General features: G+C 64.7%; 19 protein-coding genes. 8 read left to right on the top strand and 11 right to left on the bottom strand.

What is annotated here, in order from left to right; genetic code table 11:
• Positions 1 to 18: 18 nt before the first annotated feature.
• The 3 genes from C1A35_RS12520 to C1A35_RS12510 all read right to left on the bottom strand — a co-directional run bounded on the left by C1A35_RS12520 (position 19) and on the right by C1A35_RS12510 (position 2,722).
• The gene (locus C1A35_RS12520; RefSeq protein WP_104664629.1) at positions 19 to 1,089 is read right to left on the bottom strand and encodes a nickel/cobalt transporter; all 1,071 of its coding nucleotides are present in this window, start codon (positions 1,087 to 1,089) and stop codon (positions 19 to 21) included.
• Entirely contained in the window at positions 1,083 to 1,727 is a 645-nt protein-coding gene (locus C1A35_RS12515; RefSeq protein WP_104664628.1) for a DUF1007 family protein, read from the bottom strand. The genes C1A35_RS12520 and C1A35_RS12515 overlap by 7 nt, the downstream gene beginning before the upstream one ends.
• A gap of 101 nt (positions 1,728 to 1,828) precedes the next feature.
• The gene (locus tag C1A35_RS12510; RefSeq protein WP_104664627.1) at positions 1,829 to 2,722 is read right to left on the bottom strand and encodes a LysR family transcriptional regulator; all 894 of its coding nucleotides are present in this window, start codon (positions 2,720 to 2,722) and stop codon (positions 1,829 to 1,831) included.
• Here C1A35_RS12510 and C1A35_RS12505 point away from each other — a divergent pair.
• The 4 genes from C1A35_RS12505 to C1A35_RS12490 all read left to right on the top strand — a co-directional run bounded on the left by C1A35_RS12505 (position 2,721) and on the right by C1A35_RS12490 (position 6,056).
• Complete coding sequence (locus C1A35_RS12505; protein ID WP_104664626.1) at positions 2,721 to 2,930, top strand: hypothetical protein; 210 nt, start codon at positions 2,721 to 2,723, stop codon at positions 2,928 to 2,930. The genes C1A35_RS12510 and C1A35_RS12505 overlap by 2 nt on opposite strands.
• 488 nt (positions 2,931 to 3,418) lie before the next feature.
• The gene (gene odc2, locus C1A35_RS12500; protein WP_234822855.1) at positions 3,419 to 4,558 is read left to right on the top strand and encodes an ornithine/lysine decarboxylase; all 1,140 of its coding nucleotides are present in this window, start codon (positions 3,419 to 3,421) and stop codon (positions 4,556 to 4,558) included.
• 88 nt (positions 4,559 to 4,646) lie between these two features.
• Positions 4,647 to 5,237, top strand: coding sequence for a GNAT family N-acetyltransferase (locus C1A35_RS12495; protein ID WP_104664625.1), 591 nt, complete (start codon positions 4,647 to 4,649; stop codon positions 5,235 to 5,237).
• A 192-nt stretch (positions 5,238 to 5,429) separates the two neighbouring features.
• Positions 5,430 to 6,056, top strand: coding sequence for a LysE family translocator (locus C1A35_RS12490; protein ID WP_104664721.1), 627 nt, complete (start codon positions 5,430 to 5,432; stop codon positions 6,054 to 6,056).
• A 6-nt stretch (positions 6,057 to 6,062) separates the two neighbouring features.
• Here the strand turns inward: C1A35_RS12490 and C1A35_RS12485 are convergent, their stop codons facing one another.
• The 3 genes from C1A35_RS12485 to C1A35_RS12475 form a co-directional block, all read right to left on the bottom strand.
• Complete coding sequence (locus C1A35_RS12485) at positions 6,063 to 6,470, bottom strand: VOC family protein (RefSeq protein ID WP_104664624.1); 408 nt, start codon at positions 6,468 to 6,470, stop codon at positions 6,063 to 6,065.
• A 131-nt stretch (positions 6,471 to 6,601) separates the two neighbouring features.
• Positions 6,602 to 7,174 carry a hypothetical protein gene (locus C1A35_RS12480; RefSeq protein WP_104664623.1) on the bottom strand — a complete coding sequence of 191 codons (573 nt, stop codon included), beginning with the start codon at positions 7,172 to 7,174 and terminating at the stop codon, positions 6,602 to 6,604.
• A gap of 1 nt (position 7,175) precedes the next feature.
• The gene (locus tag C1A35_RS12475) at positions 7,176 to 7,808 is read right to left on the bottom strand and encodes a LysE family translocator (RefSeq protein ID WP_104664622.1); all 633 of its coding nucleotides are present in this window, start codon (positions 7,806 to 7,808) and stop codon (positions 7,176 to 7,178) included.
• Positions 7,809 to 8,079: 271 nt separating this feature from the next.
• On the opposite strand from C1A35_RS12475, the gene C1A35_RS12470 reads away from it, so the two are divergent.
• The 3 genes from C1A35_RS12470 to C1A35_RS12460 all read left to right on the top strand — a co-directional run bounded on the left by C1A35_RS12470 (position 8,080) and on the right by C1A35_RS12460 (position 11,144).
• Entirely contained in the window at positions 8,080 to 8,526 is a 447-nt protein-coding gene (locus C1A35_RS12470) for a glyoxalase superfamily protein (protein WP_104664621.1), read from the top strand.
• Positions 8,527 to 8,832: 306 nt separating this feature from the next.
• On the top strand, positions 8,833 to 9,960 hold the full coding sequence (locus tag C1A35_RS12465) for a multicopper oxidase domain-containing protein (RefSeq protein WP_104664620.1): 1,128 nt from the start codon (positions 8,833 to 8,835) through the stop codon (positions 9,958 to 9,960).
• Positions 9,957 to 11,144: a metal transporter gene (locus C1A35_RS12460; protein WP_104664619.1), complete on the top strand. Its 1,188-nt coding sequence runs from the start codon at positions 9,957 to 9,959 to the stop codon at positions 11,142 to 11,144. Before C1A35_RS12465 ends, C1A35_RS12460 begins: the two co-directional genes overlap by 4 nt.
• 15 nt (positions 11,145 to 11,159) lie before the next feature.
• Here C1A35_RS12460 and C1A35_RS12455 read toward each other — a convergent pair whose 3' ends face one another.
• From C1A35_RS12455 to C1A35_RS12440, 4 genes are all read right to left on the bottom strand, one after another.
• Positions 11,160 to 12,368, bottom strand: a complete 1,209-nt coding sequence (locus C1A35_RS12455) for an MFS transporter (protein WP_104664618.1) — start codon at positions 12,366 to 12,368, stop codon at positions 11,160 to 11,162.
• A 168-nt stretch (positions 12,369 to 12,536) separates the two neighbouring features.
• Positions 12,537 to 13,364, bottom strand: coding sequence for a serine O-acetyltransferase (cysE, locus tag C1A35_RS12450; protein WP_104664617.1), 828 nt, complete (start codon positions 13,362 to 13,364; stop codon positions 12,537 to 12,539).
• A gap of 10 nt (positions 13,365 to 13,374) precedes the next feature.
• The gene (locus C1A35_RS12445) at positions 13,375 to 14,364 is read right to left on the bottom strand and encodes a WD40 repeat domain-containing protein (protein ID WP_104664616.1); all 990 of its coding nucleotides are present in this window, start codon (positions 14,362 to 14,364) and stop codon (positions 13,375 to 13,377) included.
• On the bottom strand, positions 14,364 to 15,485 hold the full coding sequence (locus C1A35_RS12440) for a CobW family GTP-binding protein (protein WP_104664615.1): 1,122 nt from the start codon (positions 15,483 to 15,485) through the stop codon (positions 14,364 to 14,366). Before C1A35_RS12440 ends, C1A35_RS12445 begins: the two co-directional genes overlap by 1 nt.
• Positions 15,486 to 15,668: 183 nt before the next feature.
• Between C1A35_RS12440 and C1A35_RS12435 the strand changes: the two genes are divergently transcribed.
• Complete coding sequence (locus tag C1A35_RS12435) at positions 15,669 to 16,763, top strand: glycosyltransferase family 4 protein (RefSeq protein ID WP_104664614.1); 1,095 nt, start codon at positions 15,669 to 15,671, stop codon at positions 16,761 to 16,763.
• Positions 16,764 to 16,787: 24 nt separating this feature from the next.
• Here C1A35_RS12435 and C1A35_RS12430 read toward each other — a convergent pair whose 3' ends face one another.
• The gene (locus C1A35_RS12430; protein ID WP_104664613.1) at positions 16,788 to 17,666 is read right to left on the bottom strand and encodes a glycosyltransferase family 2 protein; all 879 of its coding nucleotides are present in this window, start codon (positions 17,664 to 17,666) and stop codon (positions 16,788 to 16,790) included.
• Positions 17,667 to 17,725 lie beyond the last annotated feature (59 nt).

Raw genomic sequence — 17,725 nt, 5'->3', positions numbered from 1 at the left:
GCGCCGGCGCGGCAGGCATCAGCTCTGCAGCGCCGCGCCGAGCAGAACCAATCCCAGCAACAGAACCAGGGCCGCACCGGCGATCTCGATGCCATTCGAGATTCGGGTCGCCGCAGAGTTACTCGACGCATAGCGCAGCGCAACGCTCTTGGCGGTGACCGCCATTGTGGCGAGGATCGAGACGGTGATCGCCGTACCGATCGACATGGCAAGGACCGAGAGCACGCCGCCGAGGTAAAGCCCGTTCAGCAGCGCGAAGGACAGCACGATGAGTGCGCCGGAGCAGGGGCGAAGGCCGACGGCGATGACCGCCGACCACGCTTCCCTGAGCGCAAAACGGTCCCCCTTCAGCATCGACGGATCGGGCGCGTGCGCATGGCCGCAGCTTGCGCAAACTTCGCCTGGGCCATGGCTGTGCCCATGGTGCCCGCCGTGTTCGTGTCCGTGGTGATGGTGGTGATGGCTGTCATCGTGGCGATGATGATGGTGATCCGGCGCGAGCTGGACGTGCCCGCCGCCGGCAACGGCGGCCACGGCAACCGGTCGCAGCATCGAGCGCAGCTTGCGCAGGAGCAGCCAGCCGCCGAAGGCGGCGATCAGCGCGTAGCTTGCAATCTCCAGCCAGCGCGTTGCGCTGGTCATGCTGATCGAGGAGCCGCGCAGGACGAGGTAGACGGCGCCGATCAACAGGATCGCGACCACGCCCTGCAGGAGTGAGGACAGGAAGGAGAGCAGCACGCCGCGCTTCAGTTCGGTCTCGTTGGCGATCATGTAGGAGGAGATCACCGCCTTGCCATGGCCGGGGCCTGCGGCGTGCAGCACGCCATAGGTGAAGGAAAGCCCGACCAGCGACCAGAGCTGCCAGGGGTTCTCGCGCATGCCTTTGAGCGCGCCGGTCATCAGCCGGTAGAAGCTCTGCTGCTCGACATTGACCCAGGCGAAGAAGCCGCCGAGAAAACCGGTCGTCTTGAATGCGGGCTCGGCCGTGCCGATGCCGAGCGGCGACTGGGCCGCGGCGAAGGTTGCCGAGAGCGCCGTGACGACAAGCGCTGCCGTGACCAGACGCCCGATCCCGCGAGTGTTCAGCATGTGATCTCGATCCTGGTTGCAAAGAGCTTCGACATGTCGGTGCCCGTCGGATCGTTCCAGAAGGCATCGGTCAGGGTGTCCTTGTTCTCGGCGAGAACTTCGTCGGGATCGGGGCGGACGACCTTGTGTTCACAGGCATTGATCTTGTCGCCGACGACGGTCAGGTCGGTATCGGTGGCGAAATCCATCGCCGTATACATGGTCGGATCGTAGACGCCGAAGGAGAGCTTGCCCTTGAGCGGCATCGGCTCGGCCGGCTTGACCGCAAACATCATCAGGAGCTGGCCGTCCTTGTAGTCGACGGTGATATGATCCGGCTTGTTGACCTTGATGGTTTTGCCGTTGTCGAGGATCGTCGTGTAGTAATTGTACTCAGACAAGGACTCCATCACGGTCTGGCCGACTTCCGCCAGTTCGTCCGGATCGAGCGTCGCATTCGAGTTCTTGTCGAAATCGAGCACGACGCTGGAGGAGAACAGTTCGTCGAAGCGCCAGACGTTCCGGAGTTCGCTGATCTCGTCCTTGTCGTCGGAGACCACCTCGAGACGCGCTTCCGCAAAGATATGCGGATGGGCAAAGGCCAGGGTCGGCGCAGCCAAGGTGGCAAGGCCGGCCATGACGAGGTGTTTGGTTCTCATGTGGCGGCAATCCTTTCGGCTGGAGCAATCGCTCCGCGATTCGTTTCCGGGAATGTACCGGAAATGGGACGGAATTGGGACTTTGCGGCGCTCGCTCCCGCTCAGCGGGGCCTGCGGAACCAGGCGTGCAGGAAATCGACGAGGGTCCTGACCTTGGCCGGCAGATAGCGGCGGTGCGGATAGATCGCATAGATGCCGCGGTCGCGCGGCAGAAAATCGTCGAACAGCGTCACGAGTTCGCCGGTCGCAATCTTCGGGCGGGCGATGAAATCCGGAATGATCGAGACACCGATGCCGGAAACCGCGGCCCTCAAGGCCGCAAGCGGGCTGTTGACCTCGATCGGGCCGCTGACCGGTACGGTGAAGGCCGAACCGTCGGGCTCGACGAACCGCCAGTTGGAATAGGAACGGCCATTGGTGTCGAGGATGCAGGGGATTTTCGCCAGGTCTGTCGGGTGGTCGATCGGGCCGGCCTTTTCCAGAAACTCGGGCGCGGCACAGATCAGCACCTGGAAGTCGTCGAGCTTGCGGGCGATCAGGGTGGAATCTTCCAGCCGGGTAATGCGGATCGCGACGTCGAAGCCTTCCTCGACGAGATCGACGAAGCGGTCGTCGGAGATGATCTCAAGCGAGAGTTCGGGATGCTGCTTGCCGAAGTCGACCAGCGACTGGCCGATCTCGGCATCGACGAAGGTGCGCGGCGCGGTGATGCGCAGCCGTCCCTTCAGGTCGGAATTGTTGGCGCGCACCAGGTCGGCGAGATTGTCGATCTCCTTCAGGATTTCCGACGCGGTGCGATAATAGGTGTGGCCGGCTTCGGTGAGCGAGAACTGCCGTGTCGTGCGGTTGAGGAGCAGCGCGCCGAGCTCGTCCTCCAGCTCGCGCACATATTTCGAAAGCAGTGCCTTCGACTTGCCGACGCGCCTTGCGGCGGCCGAGAACCCCTCGGCGTCCACGACATCGATAAAGGCGCGGATGCGGGTGAGTGTGTCCATGGCGGTCTTTCTTTCGTGCTCTCAATCGCGCTTCGCCGATTCGCCGGCGAAGGCCTGTTTCCGCCTCGATGATGCCGACGGCAAATTGTCCGTCGCTTGCGTCATCGCGCCGGCCTCTGGCTGTCCGCGCAGGATTCCCGAAATAATAGCGTTCTTTCAATGCCTTATCACGGTGACCGATGCGGTCCTTGTCGTTCAGGATTTGTGAACGCCGACAGTTTTGCCCGCCTGGAAAAAAATTCAACTGCCGGCGCGAAAAAACTCTTGATTACGACAGGCTTTTTTCTTACCTACGCCCTTGCCCAAAGTCGCACGTGCCTGTGGGTGTCCGCCGACCCTCGATTAGGTGAGGGTATCGGTAAGGTACCTGGAACTAACCCCTCCAGTCGCTATTCCGGCCAACCGGGAAATGCGAGGACATCTTGAAGCAACGACGGTGCGGGCCTTTCTGGTGTCTGCCGGCTTTCCAACAGCCGGGGTTACTGAAGAGGCACACCTTCATTGCCGGAAGTGCGGTTGGGTTATTCCCTCCAATCCATGGCAGACAAAGCCGAATTGAAGCCTAGGCGGGCTTTGATTCACCGTTCGCGCATCGAGCGCATGCATGGTTCCGGGGTCTCCACCGGCTGGTTCCAGAGCATGTGCGCGTATGCCCTTTGTCCTCCGCGAAAGCGGAGCATCTTGGATCAGGGGAATATGGCCATGACCACGGCTCGCATCATCGACTTTCTCAACACCCGACGACCCGACGGCCCGTGCCTCGTTGTCGACCTCGACGTCGTGCGCGACAATTTCAAGGCCTTCCGCCACGCGCTGCCCGACAGCTCGATCTATTATGCCGTCAAGGCCAACCCGGCGCCGGAAGTCCTGCGCCTTCTCGCCGGTCTCGGCTCGTCCTTCGATTGCGCGTCCGTCGCTGAAATCGAAATGGCGCTCGACGCCGGTGCGACCCCGAGCCGCATTTCCTATGGCAACACCATCAAGAAGGAACGCGACATCGCGCGCGCCTTTGCGCTGGGGGTCAATCTGTTTGCGGTCGACAGCCACGAGGAAGTCGAGAAGGTCGCCCGTGCGGCCCCCGGCGCTCGCGTGTTCTGCCGCGTGCTCACCGATGGCGAAGGCGCCGAATGGCCGCTGTCGCGCAAGTTCGGCTGCGTGCCGCAGATGGCCGTCGACGTGCTCGTCTACGCCCACCAGCATGGCCTTACCTCCTACGGCGTCTCGTTCCATGTCGGCTCGCAGATGACGAAGCTCGACGCCTGGGATGCGGCTCTCGCCGATGCCAAGCGCGTCTTCGTTCAGCTTGCCAAGCGTGGCATCGAGCTGAAGATGGTCAACATGGGCGGCGGCTTCCCGACGAAGTACCTGAAGGACGTGCCGACGGCCGAAGCCTACGGCCAGGCGATCTTCGGTGCCTTGAAGAAGCACTTCGGCAACAACATCCCGGAGACCATCATCGAGCCGGGTCGTGGCATGGTCGGCAATGCCGGCGTGATCAAGGCTGAAGTGGTGCTCGTGTCGAAGAAGTCGGACAACGACGCCCATCGCTGGGTTTTCCTCGATATCGGCAAGTTCGGCGGTCTCGCCGAAACCATGGACGAGGCGATCCGCTACCCGATCCGCACGGCGCGCGACGCCGACGAGATGGAGCCTTGCGTGCTCGCCGGCCCGACCTGCGATTCGGCCGACGTGCTCTACGAGAAGAACATGTATCCGCTGCCGATCACGCTCTCGATCGGCGACGAGGTTCTGATCGAAGGCACCGGCGCCTACACGACGACCTACTCGGCCGTCGCCTTCAACGGCTTCGAGCCGCTGAAGGCCTATGTGATCTGATCCGGCCTGCTCCCGTCCTCAAACGGGAGCGCCACTTCACAATTTTCGTTCGGTCCGCCTGAAGCGGTTTTGATGACGGGAGGCCCCGATGGCCGCTGTTGTTGACGCCCTGCGCGCATTCTTCGCGCCCACCACATTTGTAATCGATGCCGAAAATCCGGGTGACGTCGTCGCCCGTGAAAACCTGCTCGACCGTGCCATGGGGCCTGAGCGCCGCCGCAAGTCCTCGGAGAAGCTGCGCAGCGGCCGGCTGCCGGCCGAAGGCCTTGCCTTCGTCGCCCGCGATATCGACGGTCATGTGATCGGCACGGTTCGGCTCTGGAACGTCGAGGCCGGCGTCAGCCGCGAGGGCCATGCCGTGCCGGCGCTTTTGCTCGGCCCGCTCGCCGTAGACCCGGGCCACGAGGGCAAGGGCATCGGCGGCATGCTGATGCGGGCGGCGATCGAGGCGGCCAAGAACCGCGGCCATGGCGCCATCCTGCTCGTCGGCGACGCTGCCTATTACGAACGCTTCGGCTTTTTCGCCAGCCGCACCCAGCACCTTGTCATGCCGGGCCCGTTCGAGCGCGACCGCTTCCTGGCGCTCGAACTCAAGGACAACTGGCTCGAAGGTGCGGCCGGCCTGATCGTCGCCAGCGGTCGCAAGCTTGCGATGCCGCCGGTTCGCCGGGCGGCCTGACGCTTTCCGCCTCCAACCCTGCGGGGGCGGATTTTTCGCCGCCCCCTCTCCAGGCGAACCGGCCGGGGAGGGGGCGGTTGCGCCCATCAGCGGAGGATCTCCTCCCGGATCACCGGTCTCGCTTGACAACATCGCCGCGCTGACCTGTGCTTGCGGGCAAGGCCTTGTTGCAAGCGGATGGAAATCTCGCGCATGGATCCGTTCATTTTCGGGGTAGCGACCCTGCTGCCCTTTCTCTTGACATCCTTCATCATCGAACTGACGCCAGGGCCGAACATGGCCTACCTCGCCATGGTTGCTGCCTCGGAGGGGCGCCGGCCGGGCATGGCGACCGTTGCCGGCGTGGCGCTCGGCCTCGCGCTCGTGGGTCTTGCCGCCTCCTTCGGCGTTGCCGAGTTCGTCGGCCAGTCGGACATGCTCTATGGGGCGCTTCGCTGGGCCGGCGTCGGCTTCCTGCTCTATCTCGCCTTCGAGGCCTGGAATGGCGACGGCGAGGAGGCGGGGCCGAGCGGCAAGCCCGCAACCTTCTATTTCCGGCGCGGCCTGATCACCAATCTGCTCAATCCGAAGGCGGCGCTGTTCTTCGTCACGGTGCTTCCGACCTTCGTCGACGATACCCGGCCGCTGCTGCCGCAGAACCTGACGCTTGCCGCACTCTATGTGGGCGTCGCGACCGCGGTGCATGCCGCGATCGTGCTTCTGGCCGGGACGCTGGAGCCGGTCCTCAACTCGCCGGCGCGCGAACGGCTGGTGCGGCGCGTGCTGGCACTGATGCTCGCGGCCGTGGCGATCTGGTTTGGCTGGTCGACGCGCCGCTAGGACCGGTCAGGACGTGCTCCCGGCCTTGCGGGCGTCGTAGCAGACGAAGGCAAGCTTGTTGCCGTCGGGGTCGCGCACATAGGCAGCGTAGAAACCTTCGCCATATTGCGGGCGGAAGCCCGGTTTTCCCTCTTCGCTGCCGCCGCGCGCCATGGCGGTCTCGAACACGCGATCGATGACCTCGGCGCTATCCACCAGGAAGGCGGTCATGGCGCCGTTACCGATGGAGGCGGGTTTTCCATCGAACGGGTGGCACGCAAAGAAACGCGGCGCCGTGCCGTCGTGCTTTCGGCCCCAGGACGAAACCTGCTCGTCGCAATAGCAGCGCTCCTGGCCGATCAGCGCCATCACCGGATCGTAGAAGCGCTCCGCTCGCCTCAGGTCCGTCGTCCCGACCATGGTGTAGCCGATCATGCCTGTCTCCTCGCCTTGCCTGATGGGGTGGCAAGTCGTCTCACACCTCTATCGGCGGTGCAACAGCGGCGATCGGGATTGGGAGGTTTGACCGACGGTGTCCCTCGCCACCGTCCACTTTCTCCTGCCGGCTATTCGCCGTCGAGATAGGCGCGCCCGCGCCCGGACAGGCGGTAGCCGACCTCAAGGCTTTCGGTCAGGCCGAGCTCCTTCAATTTGCGGATCAGTGCCTTGAGTTTCAGTTTTTCCATGCCGATGGCGGCACTCAACTCCGCCGCCGTCGTTCCGTCGCGGGCGGCGATCAGCCGCAGCACCGGACCGGTCCAGGCCAGGCCGGCGCTGTGGTCGAAACGAGCGAGCTTGCGACCGATCTCTGCCCGCCCTTCACGGTCGAGGTCTGCCGCTTGGCGCAGGGCGATGCGTGGATCGTCGCCGATCCGGTGGAAGGCGATGCGATAGCAGCGCCCTTCCGGGCGAGCGGCAAGCTCTTTCAAGAGATCGCCGAGATCGGCAAAGCCGGCCTTGTGGGCGTCGCTGTCGATGATCGCGCCCTGCTCGATCTCGTCGACGGCATCGATGGCGAGAACCCCGATTGCGGTGCGCAAGCGACCGCCGGCCTTGACCGTCGGCTTGGTCCAGCGCCGGAAGGCCAAGGTCACGTCGCCGCTGGCAATGCTGGCGAGCACGTTTTGGCGAAGCAGCATCTCAGGCGGTGGCGCGGCGATAGAGGGCGAGCGAACCAGCCAGCGCTAGCAATGCGCCGCCGCAGAGGCGGTCGAGCCAGATGGCGCCGGAGCGCTTGAGGAACGCCGCGGCTTTCGCGCCGAGCAGCGCATAGCCGAACATCACGATGAAATCGACGGTGGCAAAGACGAGCGCAAGCATGGCGTATTGCGACGCCTGTGGTGCTGCCGGGTCGATGAACTGCGGCAGGAAGGCGGTGAAGAACAGGTAGCCCTTGGGATTGGTGACGGCAACGAGAAAGCTTTTGAGGAAGATCGCGCCAGAGGAAACGGGACTGGAGCTGCCGGACGCGCCCGAAACCTGGATCGTCCCCTTCGACCTGAGCAGCATGATGCCAAGAAAGGCGAGATAGGCGGCGCCCAGCCATTTGACGACGGTGAACCAGAATTCGGAAGCCGCCAGCAGCGCGCCAAGGCCAAGCGCGACCGCCCCGATCAGCACGAAATCCGACAGCACGGCGCCGACCATGCCGGCGGTTGCGCGCCGCACGCCGTAGCGTGAGCCGTTGGTGAGCGCGAGCAGGACCGTCGGGCCCGGTGTCGCGATGCCGATGAAGGCAACCAGTGCGAATGCGAGTATCGTCATGTCGGTCATGATGTCCTCCCTCGTGGTCTCCGGTAGTCGTCCCACAGCTTTTGCGCGTGCGCAATCGCCTTTCGCGCGGGGGTGCCAGTTCCGCGGCAGGTTTGACAGGCAGGGCGGCATCCCCTATGGAGACCGCAGGGTGAAGGTCCCTGCCGTCCGCGAGCGTCATGCTTTGGTGAAGTCCTTCTTTCGAGACACGGTCAGCCGAAACGGCATGCGAACCGGTGGCAATGCGGGCTCCCATCTTCAAGGAATGCATGCCGCCTGAGGAGACCTTCTCATGACGCGCGGATCAACCACGCTTCCCTCGCTCGACGCCCTGAAAGACCAGGCAAAACGCCTGCGCGCCCGCCTTGCATCCGAAGGCGAAACCATCGGCCATTCTCGCGCGCTCGAGCTCGTCGCCGCGCAATACGGCTATCGCGACTGGAACACGCTGCATGCCGCTGTCGGCAACCGGCCACCCTTCAATCCCTGGATGCTCGGATCCCGGGTCAAGGGCCATTATCTCGGCCAGCCCTTTGAAGGCGAGATCCTGGGCGTCCAGGCGATCGCGGCGCAGCCGGGACGCTACCGCCTGACGATGAAATTCGACGAGCCGGTCGACGTCGTCACCTTCGAAAGCTTTTCGGCTTTTCGCCAGAGGGTGGTCGCGACCGTCGACGAAACGGGACGAACGCTCGAGAAGACCTCGAACGGGCGACCGCAACTCGAACTCGAATGGTGAGGCCGGCGGCCGCTCGCCCTGGCCACGCGGCCGCCTTTTCCGGTCCATGGGCCGGGTTCCGCTCAACGTCCCCGGGCCAGCGCCTTTCGGGGACGTTCTTGCTTCAGGGTCGATGGCAGGGCGGCGCGTTGGCGGAGTGGCCCTGCCGGCCCCCGGACCGGGAAATCACGCTCCAAGTTAGTTGCGAATGAGTTGCATTTGCATTGAAGATGTGATGCAAATGATTTGCAGAAGCATCTGGGCGCTTTGCTGGCCTCGGTCAGGCGTTGTGCGGGGCGCGTCATTCAATGAGGAAGAGGGGCGAACATGGACAAGCCGACGAGACCGGATCTGCTGCGAAGGCGCAGTCTGCTGATGGGCGGGCTGGCTGCAGCAGGCGGGACGGCGATCTGTACCAGCGCCGCCTTGGGCCAGCAGCAGGCGAGCCATGTCGGTCATGCCGCGCCATCGGGAGCGACGGGCCAGGAGCCGATGCCGGCCATGGGGCATGGCGCGATGATGACGGTCGGCGAGGTCGATAGCGCCGTCAATGGTTTCGATCCGACGGAGATGCTGACCGATTGGGACACGGGCACCGTTTCGACGCTGCCGGACGGGCGCACGCTACGCACCTTCGAAATGACGGCCGAGGACCGCGAGATCGAGATCGCGCCCGGCATCAAGTTCCCCGCCTGGACCTACAACGGTCGCGTACCGGGGCCGGCGCTCCGGGCGAAGGAGGGCGAGCGGCTGAGGATCGTCTTTCGCAATTACGCCTCGCATCCGCATTCGATCCATTTTCACGGCATTCACGCGGCGCGCATGGACGGCGTGCCGGGCGCCGGCATGGTCGATCCCGGTGACGAGTTTACTTATGAATTCGATGCCAAGCCCTTCGGCTGCCATCTCTATCATTGCCACGCCATGCCGCTGCGCCGGCACATCCACAAGGGCATGTACGGCGCCTTCGTCATCGACCCGGATCCGGAGCGCCGGCCGGAGCATGCCGACGTCGCCCGGTCGCGATTGCTCGGCACGCCGGAGAATGCCGGCTGGCAGGAACTGGTGATGGTGATGAACGCCTTCGACACCAACTTCGATGCCGAGAACGAGTTCTATGCCGTCAACACCGTCGCCCACGCCTTCATGAAGCGTCCGATCCGGATCGTGAAGGGCAAGCCGGTGCGCATCTATCTCATCAACGTCATCGAGTTCGACCCGATCAACTCGTTCCACCTGCACGCCAATTTCTTCGACTACTTCGATCAGGGCACGACGCTGACGCCGACCTTGAAGACCGTCGATCTCATCACCCAGTGCCAGGCGCAGCGTGGCATTCTGGAGTTTACCTTCGCCGAGCACGAACCCGGACTTTACATGTTCCACCCGCACCAGACCGAGTTCACAGAACTCGGCTGGGTCGGCATGTTCGATGTGGTGGAGGCGCTGGCATGAACGAGACCCTGCCGAGAGCCGCCTTCCGCGCGGCGAGGACCAACCTGGTGTGGCTGGCGCTGCCCCTCATCGTCTTCGGCATCGCCGTTGCCTGGATTCTGTCGACCGATCCGTTGTCGGGCTTCCGCAACGGTGCACCCCCCGTCGAAAACCTGACCTTCGAACGGACGGTGCTCGACGAAAGCGGCCTCAGCCTTCTTGTTCGCGCCGGCGGATCGGAACCGATGACGGTGGCGCAGGTCCAGGTGGACGACGCCTACTGGCAATTCACCCAGGACCCGCCGGGTCCGATCGCGCGGGGGAGGGCTGCGTGGCTGAAGCTGCCGTTCCCCTGGATGCTCGGTGAAGCGCATGCGGTGAAGGTGGTAACCAACACCGGCGCCACCTTTGCGCATGACATTGCCGTCGCCGTGCCGACGCCGCAGGCGATGTCAGGCCAGTTGCGGTTGCAGGCTCTGGTCGGCATCATCGTCGGCATCGTGCCTGTGGCCGTCGGCCTGATGTTCTACCCGGTGCTGCGCGGGGTCGGCCGCGAAGGCATGGCCTTCCTGCTGTCGCTGACGATCGGCCTGCTCGGCTTCCTGCTGGTCGATGCCAGCGGCGAGGCGCTCGAGCTTGCCGGCGAGGCGGCAGCGGTCTTCCAGGGGCCGGTCATGGTGGTGCTGGCGGGCTTGAGCAGCTTCCTCCTCTTGATGGCGATCGGCAGGCGAAGCGGCGCTCCGGCGGGGCTGGCGCTCTCCACCTATATCGCGCTCGGCATCGGGCTGCACAATCTCGGCGAGGGGCTGGCGATTGGTGCCGCCTTTGCCGCGGGCTCGGCCGGGCTCGGCACTTTCCTGGTGCTCGGCTTTGCGCTTCACAACGTCACCGAAGGCATCGGCATTGCCGCTCCCATCCTGAACAAGAGGCCGTCTGCCGGGGTTTTTGTCGGCCTGACGCTGCTTGCCGGTGGTCCGGCTGTCATCGGCATGTGGCTCGGGAGCCTGGCGACCTCGGCGCAATGGTCGGCGCTGGCGCTGGCGGTCGGCGCGGGCGCGATCCTGCAGGTGATCATCGAGGTCGGTGCCTATCTGATGCGCCAGAGCGATCGCGGGCGCGACGTCTTCCTGACGCCGCCGGTTCTGGCCGGGCTCGCGGCCGGTGCCGCCTTCATGTATCTGACGGCGGCGCTCGTGAAGATCTGAGGTGTTCCGCCTCGATCAGGGGTGGTGAATGTTGCGATTGCTCCGTGGCAGAAGCGGAAGGGCAAGCAGCGCGGCAGCGCTGAAAATCGCACCCATGACGAAGGTGGCGGCGGCGCCATATCCGTCCCACAGAAGCCCGGCCGCGAGATTGGCGACGACCACGGCTGCCCCGGTCGTGAGGTTGAACAGGCCAAAGGCGCTGCCGCGCAGATTGGCGGGAGCGGTGTCGGCGACGAGCGTTGCCAGTATGCCCTGGGAGAAGCCCATGTGCAGGCCCCAGAGCACGATCGCCACCAGGAAGAAGCCGACGCTTTCGGTCGTTGCCAGCAGGAGATCTGCGGCAACGAGAAAGACGAGGCTGACGGCAAGCAGGCCGCGCCGGCCGACACGGTCCGAGAGGATGCCGACCGGGTAGGCGGCAAGCCCGTAGACCAGATGCATGATGACCATGGTGATCGGGATCCAGGCGAGCGAGAAGCCGACCTCGCCGGCGCGCAACAGCAGGAACGCCTCGCTGAAACGGGCAAGCGTCAGCACCGAAGAAACGGCGATGACGAGCCATACGGCCGGTGCCAGCAAGGCGATATCCTTGAAACCGGGTGCTGGCTTGCGCATGCCCTCCGAGGCTTTCGGTTCGCGCACGGCCACGGCGAGCAGGAAGACGGCGAGAAACGCCGGCACGACGGCGATCCAGAAGACCGTGGTGAAGCTGCCGCCGGTGGCCAGCATCAGGCCGATTGCGACCAACGGGCCGACGAAGCCGCCGACGGTGTCGAGCGACTTGCGCAGGCCGAAACTTGCGCCACGGATCTCCGGCGGCGTGACATCGGCGATCAGCGCGTCGCGCGGCGCACCGCGAATGCCCTTGCCGACCCGGTCGAGAAACTTGGCGCCGGCGACCATCGTCAGCGAATCCGCAAGCGGAATGAGCGGCTTCGATAGCGCCGCCAGGCCGTAGCCCAAGGTTGCCAGGTGCTTGCGGTTGCGGGTGATGTCGGAGAAGGCGCCGGAAAAGAACTTTGTCACGGTCGCCACCGCAACAGACAGGCCCTCGATCAGCCCGACCATGGCAGCCGACGCGCCGAGACCGCTGACGAGGTAGAGCGGCAGCAGCGTCTGGACCATCTCCGAGGAGATGTCCATGAGCATGCTGACGAAACCGAGCAACCACACGGTGCCCGGGATCGATGGAGCCGAACGGGAGCGTTGGGAGGCAAGCGTCATCGGTGATCCTGATCAAAGCGGCAGAGATTTCGGGAGGTCAGGAACTCCAGTTATCGCGTGTTGCGCGAGGGGGCAACCGGCTGGCACAGCGCCCTTGGGGCGCGCCTTCACCGGACCACCGGTCGCCATGCCATAGCCTGCGACGCCGGCGTGCGGTCTCGCCTCGGATCAGACGATCGTCTGATCCATTTCGGCCGCCGGTACCTCGTCGACGCGGTGGATGCGAACGACCGTCGCCGGCACACCTGCGACCGTGGTGCGCGGCGGCACGGATTTCAGGACGACGCTTCCGGCCGCGACCTTGCTATAGGCGCCGACCTCGATATTGCCGAGGATCTCGGCGCCGGCGCCGATCATCACGCCGCGGCGGATCTTCGGATGCCGGTCGCCGGTTTCCTTGCCGGTGCCGCCGAGGGTGACATTCTGCAGGATCGAGACCTGGTCCTCGATGATGGAGGTCTCGCCGATGACGATGCCGGAACCGTGATCCAGCATCACGGCCTTGCCGATGCAGGCGGCCGGATGAATGTCCGGGCCGAAAACGAGCGAGGCGAGGTTGGACAACCAACTGGCCACCTCCCTGCGGTCCTCCGACCAGAGCTGGTGGGCCGCCCGATAGGTTTGCAGCGCCTGGAAACCCTTGAGGTTCAAGAGGACATGCAAGAGCCCCGGGCAGGCCGGGTCGCGCTCTTTGACCGCCTGGAGATCGGCCTCGGTTGCAAGCAGAACCTGCGGGTTGGCGCTGAAAACCTCCGCAAGCAGGGACGCAAGCGCCAGCTCGTCCACGCGCGCGACGGCGAGCGGGGCGGCGAGAACGCCAGCCAGCAGCGCGGCATCGGACCCGGCATCGGTGACCAGCGCCAGAGCCTGCGCCATGACCGGCTCACGTGCGGCAAGCGCGCGTGCCTCCAACCGGATCAGGCTCCAGACCTGGCCATCGGCGAGCGGTGCGGCGAGCGCGCCTTCGTAGCGCTGGGTCTCAATCAATGCGGTCATGCGCCACCCGCTATCCGGCGATATCGACGACACCGCAGTCGCCCTCGGCCGAGCCGAAGGCGAGCTGCTTGCCGTCTTTGTTCCAGGCCATCGCGGTGATGGCGCCCTTGCCCGGACGGCGCAGCAGCACTTCCTTGCTGTCGGCAAAGCGCGCGCCGAGGATCATGCCATCCTGATAGCCGATTGCGACGATGTCTTCGGCCGGATGGCAGCAGACGGATGTCACCATGATGTCGGCGCGTGTCCCGAGTTCCAGCGGCGCCTTGCCCATCGGACCGTCCTTGCCCTGGAAGGGCCAGACGATGGCCGCCGGTGCGCCTGAGGAGGCGAGCCACTTGCCCTTGGCCGACCAGGAGAGCGATTTCACCTTGGCCGGATAGCCGGTCATGCGCATGTGGCGCGCCTCGGCACCGGGCTTGGCGTCGAGCTTCCAGCCATGCAGCGCGTTTTCCTGCATCGTCGTGACGAGGAAGCGGCCGTCCGGCGAGAAGGTGACGCCGGTATGGGCGCCCTTCCATTCGAGGTCGATCGGCTGGCCGGATGTGCCGACCCAATGCAAGGAGACGCCATTGTAGCGGGCTGCGGCAACACGCAGGCCCTTTGGCGCAAAGGCGAGCCCCTCGACGGTGCGTTCCTCGGCAAATTCCTTGGTGGTGCCATCGGCGAGACGAACATGGCTGGTCTTGCCATAGGCGTAGGCAACGGCGCCTTGCGGGCCGGCGGCAACCTGGGCGATCCACTTGCGTGGTGCCTCGGCGACGAGTGCCGTCGTGCCGTCAGCGGCGGTGCGCATGACCTTGCCGTCTTCACCGCCGGTCAAAAGCGTATCGTTCGCTTCGTCGACGACGAGCGACAAAAGGCCTTCGTGAACCTTGGTCGTCTTGTGACCGAGGTCGAGGCGGTGAATGGCACCGGTGGCTTCGGCGAAGAAGGGGACGCCTCTGAGAAAGGTCACGCCGACGACGTGACCTTCGAGATCGAGGGGAGCGACAGTCGGCATCAGTTCGGCTGCGCCTCGCAGGCCTTGAAGGTGCGCTCGAGCTTTTCACGGTCGAGATCCCGGCCGATGAAGACGAGGCGGCTTTCGCGCTTCTCGCCTTCCTTCCACGCACGCTGGTGATCGCCTTCGATGATCATGTGCACGCCCTGGACGACATAGCGCTCGGCGTCGCCGGCAAAGGCGATGATGCCCTTCAGGCGCAGGATGTTCGGGCCGTCTGTCTGGGTGATCTTCTGGATCCAGGGGAAGAAGCGGTCCGGGTTCATCTCGCCGCCGCGCAGCGAGATCGACTGCACCGTCACGTCATGGATCGGCGAGGGGGCGTCGTGGTGATGGTGATGATGGTCGTGATCGTGGTCATGATCATGATCATGATCATGGTGGTGGTGATCGTGATCATGGTGGTGATGATGGTCGTGGCCGCAGTCCGGACCGCAAGTGTGGTCGTGTTCGTGCTCGTCCTGGTCGAGGAAATGCGGATCGTTTTCCAGCGCCCGTTCGAGGTTGAAGGCACCCTGATCGAGGACCTTGGCGAGATCGATGTCGGAGCGCTGCGTGCGGTAGATGCGGGCCGACGGATTGATGACGCGCACGGTCGCTTCGATGCGCTCCAGCTCCTCGGGGGTGACGAGGTCGGTCTTGTTGAGCAGAACGACATCGGCAAAGGCGATCTGATCTTCGGCCTCGCGGCTGTCCTTGAGGCGGAGCGGCAGGTGCTTGGCGTCGACGAGGGCGACGACGGCGTCGAGCTCGGTCTTGGCGCGAACATCGTCATCCATGAAGAAGGTCTGGGCGACCGGCACCGGGTCGGCAAGGCCGGTGGTTTCGACGATGATCGCGTCGAAGCGGCCGGGGCGGCGCATCAGGCCTTCCACCACGCGGATCAGGTCGCCGCGCACGGTGCAGCAGACGCAGCCGTTGTTCATCTCGTAGATTTCCTCGTCGGATTCCACGATCAGGTCGTTGTCGATGCCGATCTCGCCGAACTCGTTGACGATGACGGCGTATTTGCGGCCGTGGTTCTCGCTGAGGATGCGGTTCAAAAGCGTCGTCTTGCCGGCGCCGAGATAGCCGGTGAGCACGGTGACGGGGATCGGCTTCTGCGGGGATGTTTCGGTCATGGGAACCTCTGGGATTTCCGGATGCGGGAGCGGGCATCCTAGTTGCGTTTCATATAGGAGATGCGGCGACGATGCGCAAATGGCGCCGACGATTTTGCCGGCTGGAACGGGCCTCTGCTGCCGCGCCGATAACCGTCCCTTCATCAAGATCGGCGACAGTGCGGGCACATCGAGGGGGCGTGCGTGAAGACGATTTCCATCAATGGCCGGTTCCTGACCCAGCCGCTTACCGGCGTGCAGCGTTTTGCCCGGGAGATGACCCGGGCACTTGATGCCCGCATCGCCTCCGGCGCCGTGCCGCATGCGCTGAAGGATGTGCGCTGGCGGCTGCTTGCGCCGGGCAAGGCGGTTGACGATCTCGGCCTCAAGGCGATTTCGCTCGAGCGTTTTGGCGCAGGGCCTGGCCATGTCTGGGAGCAGGGCCCGCTTTGCTGGCGCGCGCGACGCGACACGCTCATCGGTTTCGGCGGTAGCGGACCGGTGCTGCATGGCGATCAGGTGGTGGTGATCCACGATGTCACCTTGTTTCGCCATCCGGCCTCGTTCGGGCGCGGCTACCGGCTGTTCCATGGAACGTTGGGCTATCTTCTTACGTGGCGGGCGAAGATCGGCACGGTTTCCAACTTCTCGCGACGCGAACTCGCCGAGGTCTTCCGTGTGCCGGCGGTCGGTATCGACGTGATCTACAATGCGACCGATCATTTTGCCGGACTTCAGCCGGACGACGGCATCATCGCGCGGCTGGGGCTTGCCGATACGCCCTTCTTCCTCCTGGTTGGCACGCTGAAGCCCAACAAGAATGTCGAGTTCGCGGTCAAGGCCTTCGAGGCGTTTGGTGCCGGTGATCACAAGCTCGTCGTCGTCGGGGGCACCGACCCGACGGTGTTTCGCGACATCGCGCCGACATCGAAGGGAAACCTGATCTTTCCGGGGCGCCTGACGGACGAAGAGGTCGCCGGGCTGCAGCGCCGCGCCGTCGCCTTCGTCTTCCCAAGCCTCTATGAAGGTTTCGGCATTCCGCCGCTCGAGGCGATGACACAGGGCTGCCCGGTGCTGGCCGCCGACATTCCGCCGGTGCGAGAGGCCTGTGGCGATGCGGTCCGCTACTTCGATCCGACAAAGACGGATACGCTGGTCGAGGCTATGCGGACGATTTCGGCCGATGGAGATCTTCGTCGCGCGCTGACGCGTGCCGGCTACGACAATGCCAAACGCTTTTCCTGGGACGGAAGTGCGGTGATGCTGCTCAACATGCTGGCGGCTGGCCGGTCGTCATAGCCTTGCGGACGACGGCAGGAACGATCAAAGCTCCAGCATGCGTTGCGGATCCATGCGGCCGCGCAGGAGATCGAGAAAGGCGATGACGTTGCCCTTGAGGCGGCCGCGCCGATCGACAAGGCCCTGCGGCTTGAGGCTGCCTGCGAGATTGGCGGCGATGTTGCCGCCCATCAGGCGCAGGGCCCATTTCAGGCTGACGGTGCCCTTGCGGAAGAGATAGAGCGGGTTGGCGACCTGCGAGTAGCCGAACCGCAGGCCGGAGGTGCGGCCGCGCTTGTTGCCGAGATGCACGCCGCGCAGGGCGTCGGATTTCACGATCCGCCCCCGTTCGGCAAGACGGCGGCAGAAATCGACATCCTCCTGCCAGCCATAGAGCGGCAGACGCTCGTCGAAGCGGGTTCCGTCGGCCGCGATGGCCGAGAAGCGGAAGACCATGTTGCAGCCATAGGCGTTGTAGACCGGGACCGGCGGATTGCCTGTGGTTGTCACGCCGTCGCGTCGGAGGATTTCCAGACCATCCCCGACGGGAATGCCCGGGCCGTGAATGCCGTCGGCAAGAACGAGCCCCGTTGCAACGACGATATCGGGCGCTGCCTCGAAGAGCTTCTCAGCTTCTGCGAGAAAATCGCCGCGCGGCAGGAAGTCGTCGTCGAAGAACACGAGCAGTTCGGCGGCACCGGCGCACGCGAGAATGGCGTTTCGCTGTTTGGTCAGCCCCCGTTCGCCGCGAACGACGGTGACCGGGACCGGTAACGTCTTGGCGAATGCCGCGTCGACATCATCGGCCGCGCTCGGGCAGACGAAGATCGCGTCGGGCAGGCGCGCCTGCCGCGTCAGATGCAGCAAGGTCTCGGACAGGACTTCGCGGCGGCCCGCGGTCGCTATGCCGACGACGATGTTCATGATGCGCTCCCCGCTCGTTTCGACGGCGATCTAACCGGAAATTCGTGCAGTTTCTGTTA

It is taken from the genome of Ensifer adhaerens (assembly GCF_002940685.1).
Lineage (GTDB): Bacteria > Pseudomonadota > Alphaproteobacteria > Rhizobiales > Rhizobiaceae > Ensifer > Ensifer adhaerens_E.
This window is presented reverse-complemented; position numbering and strand designations above follow the sequence as displayed.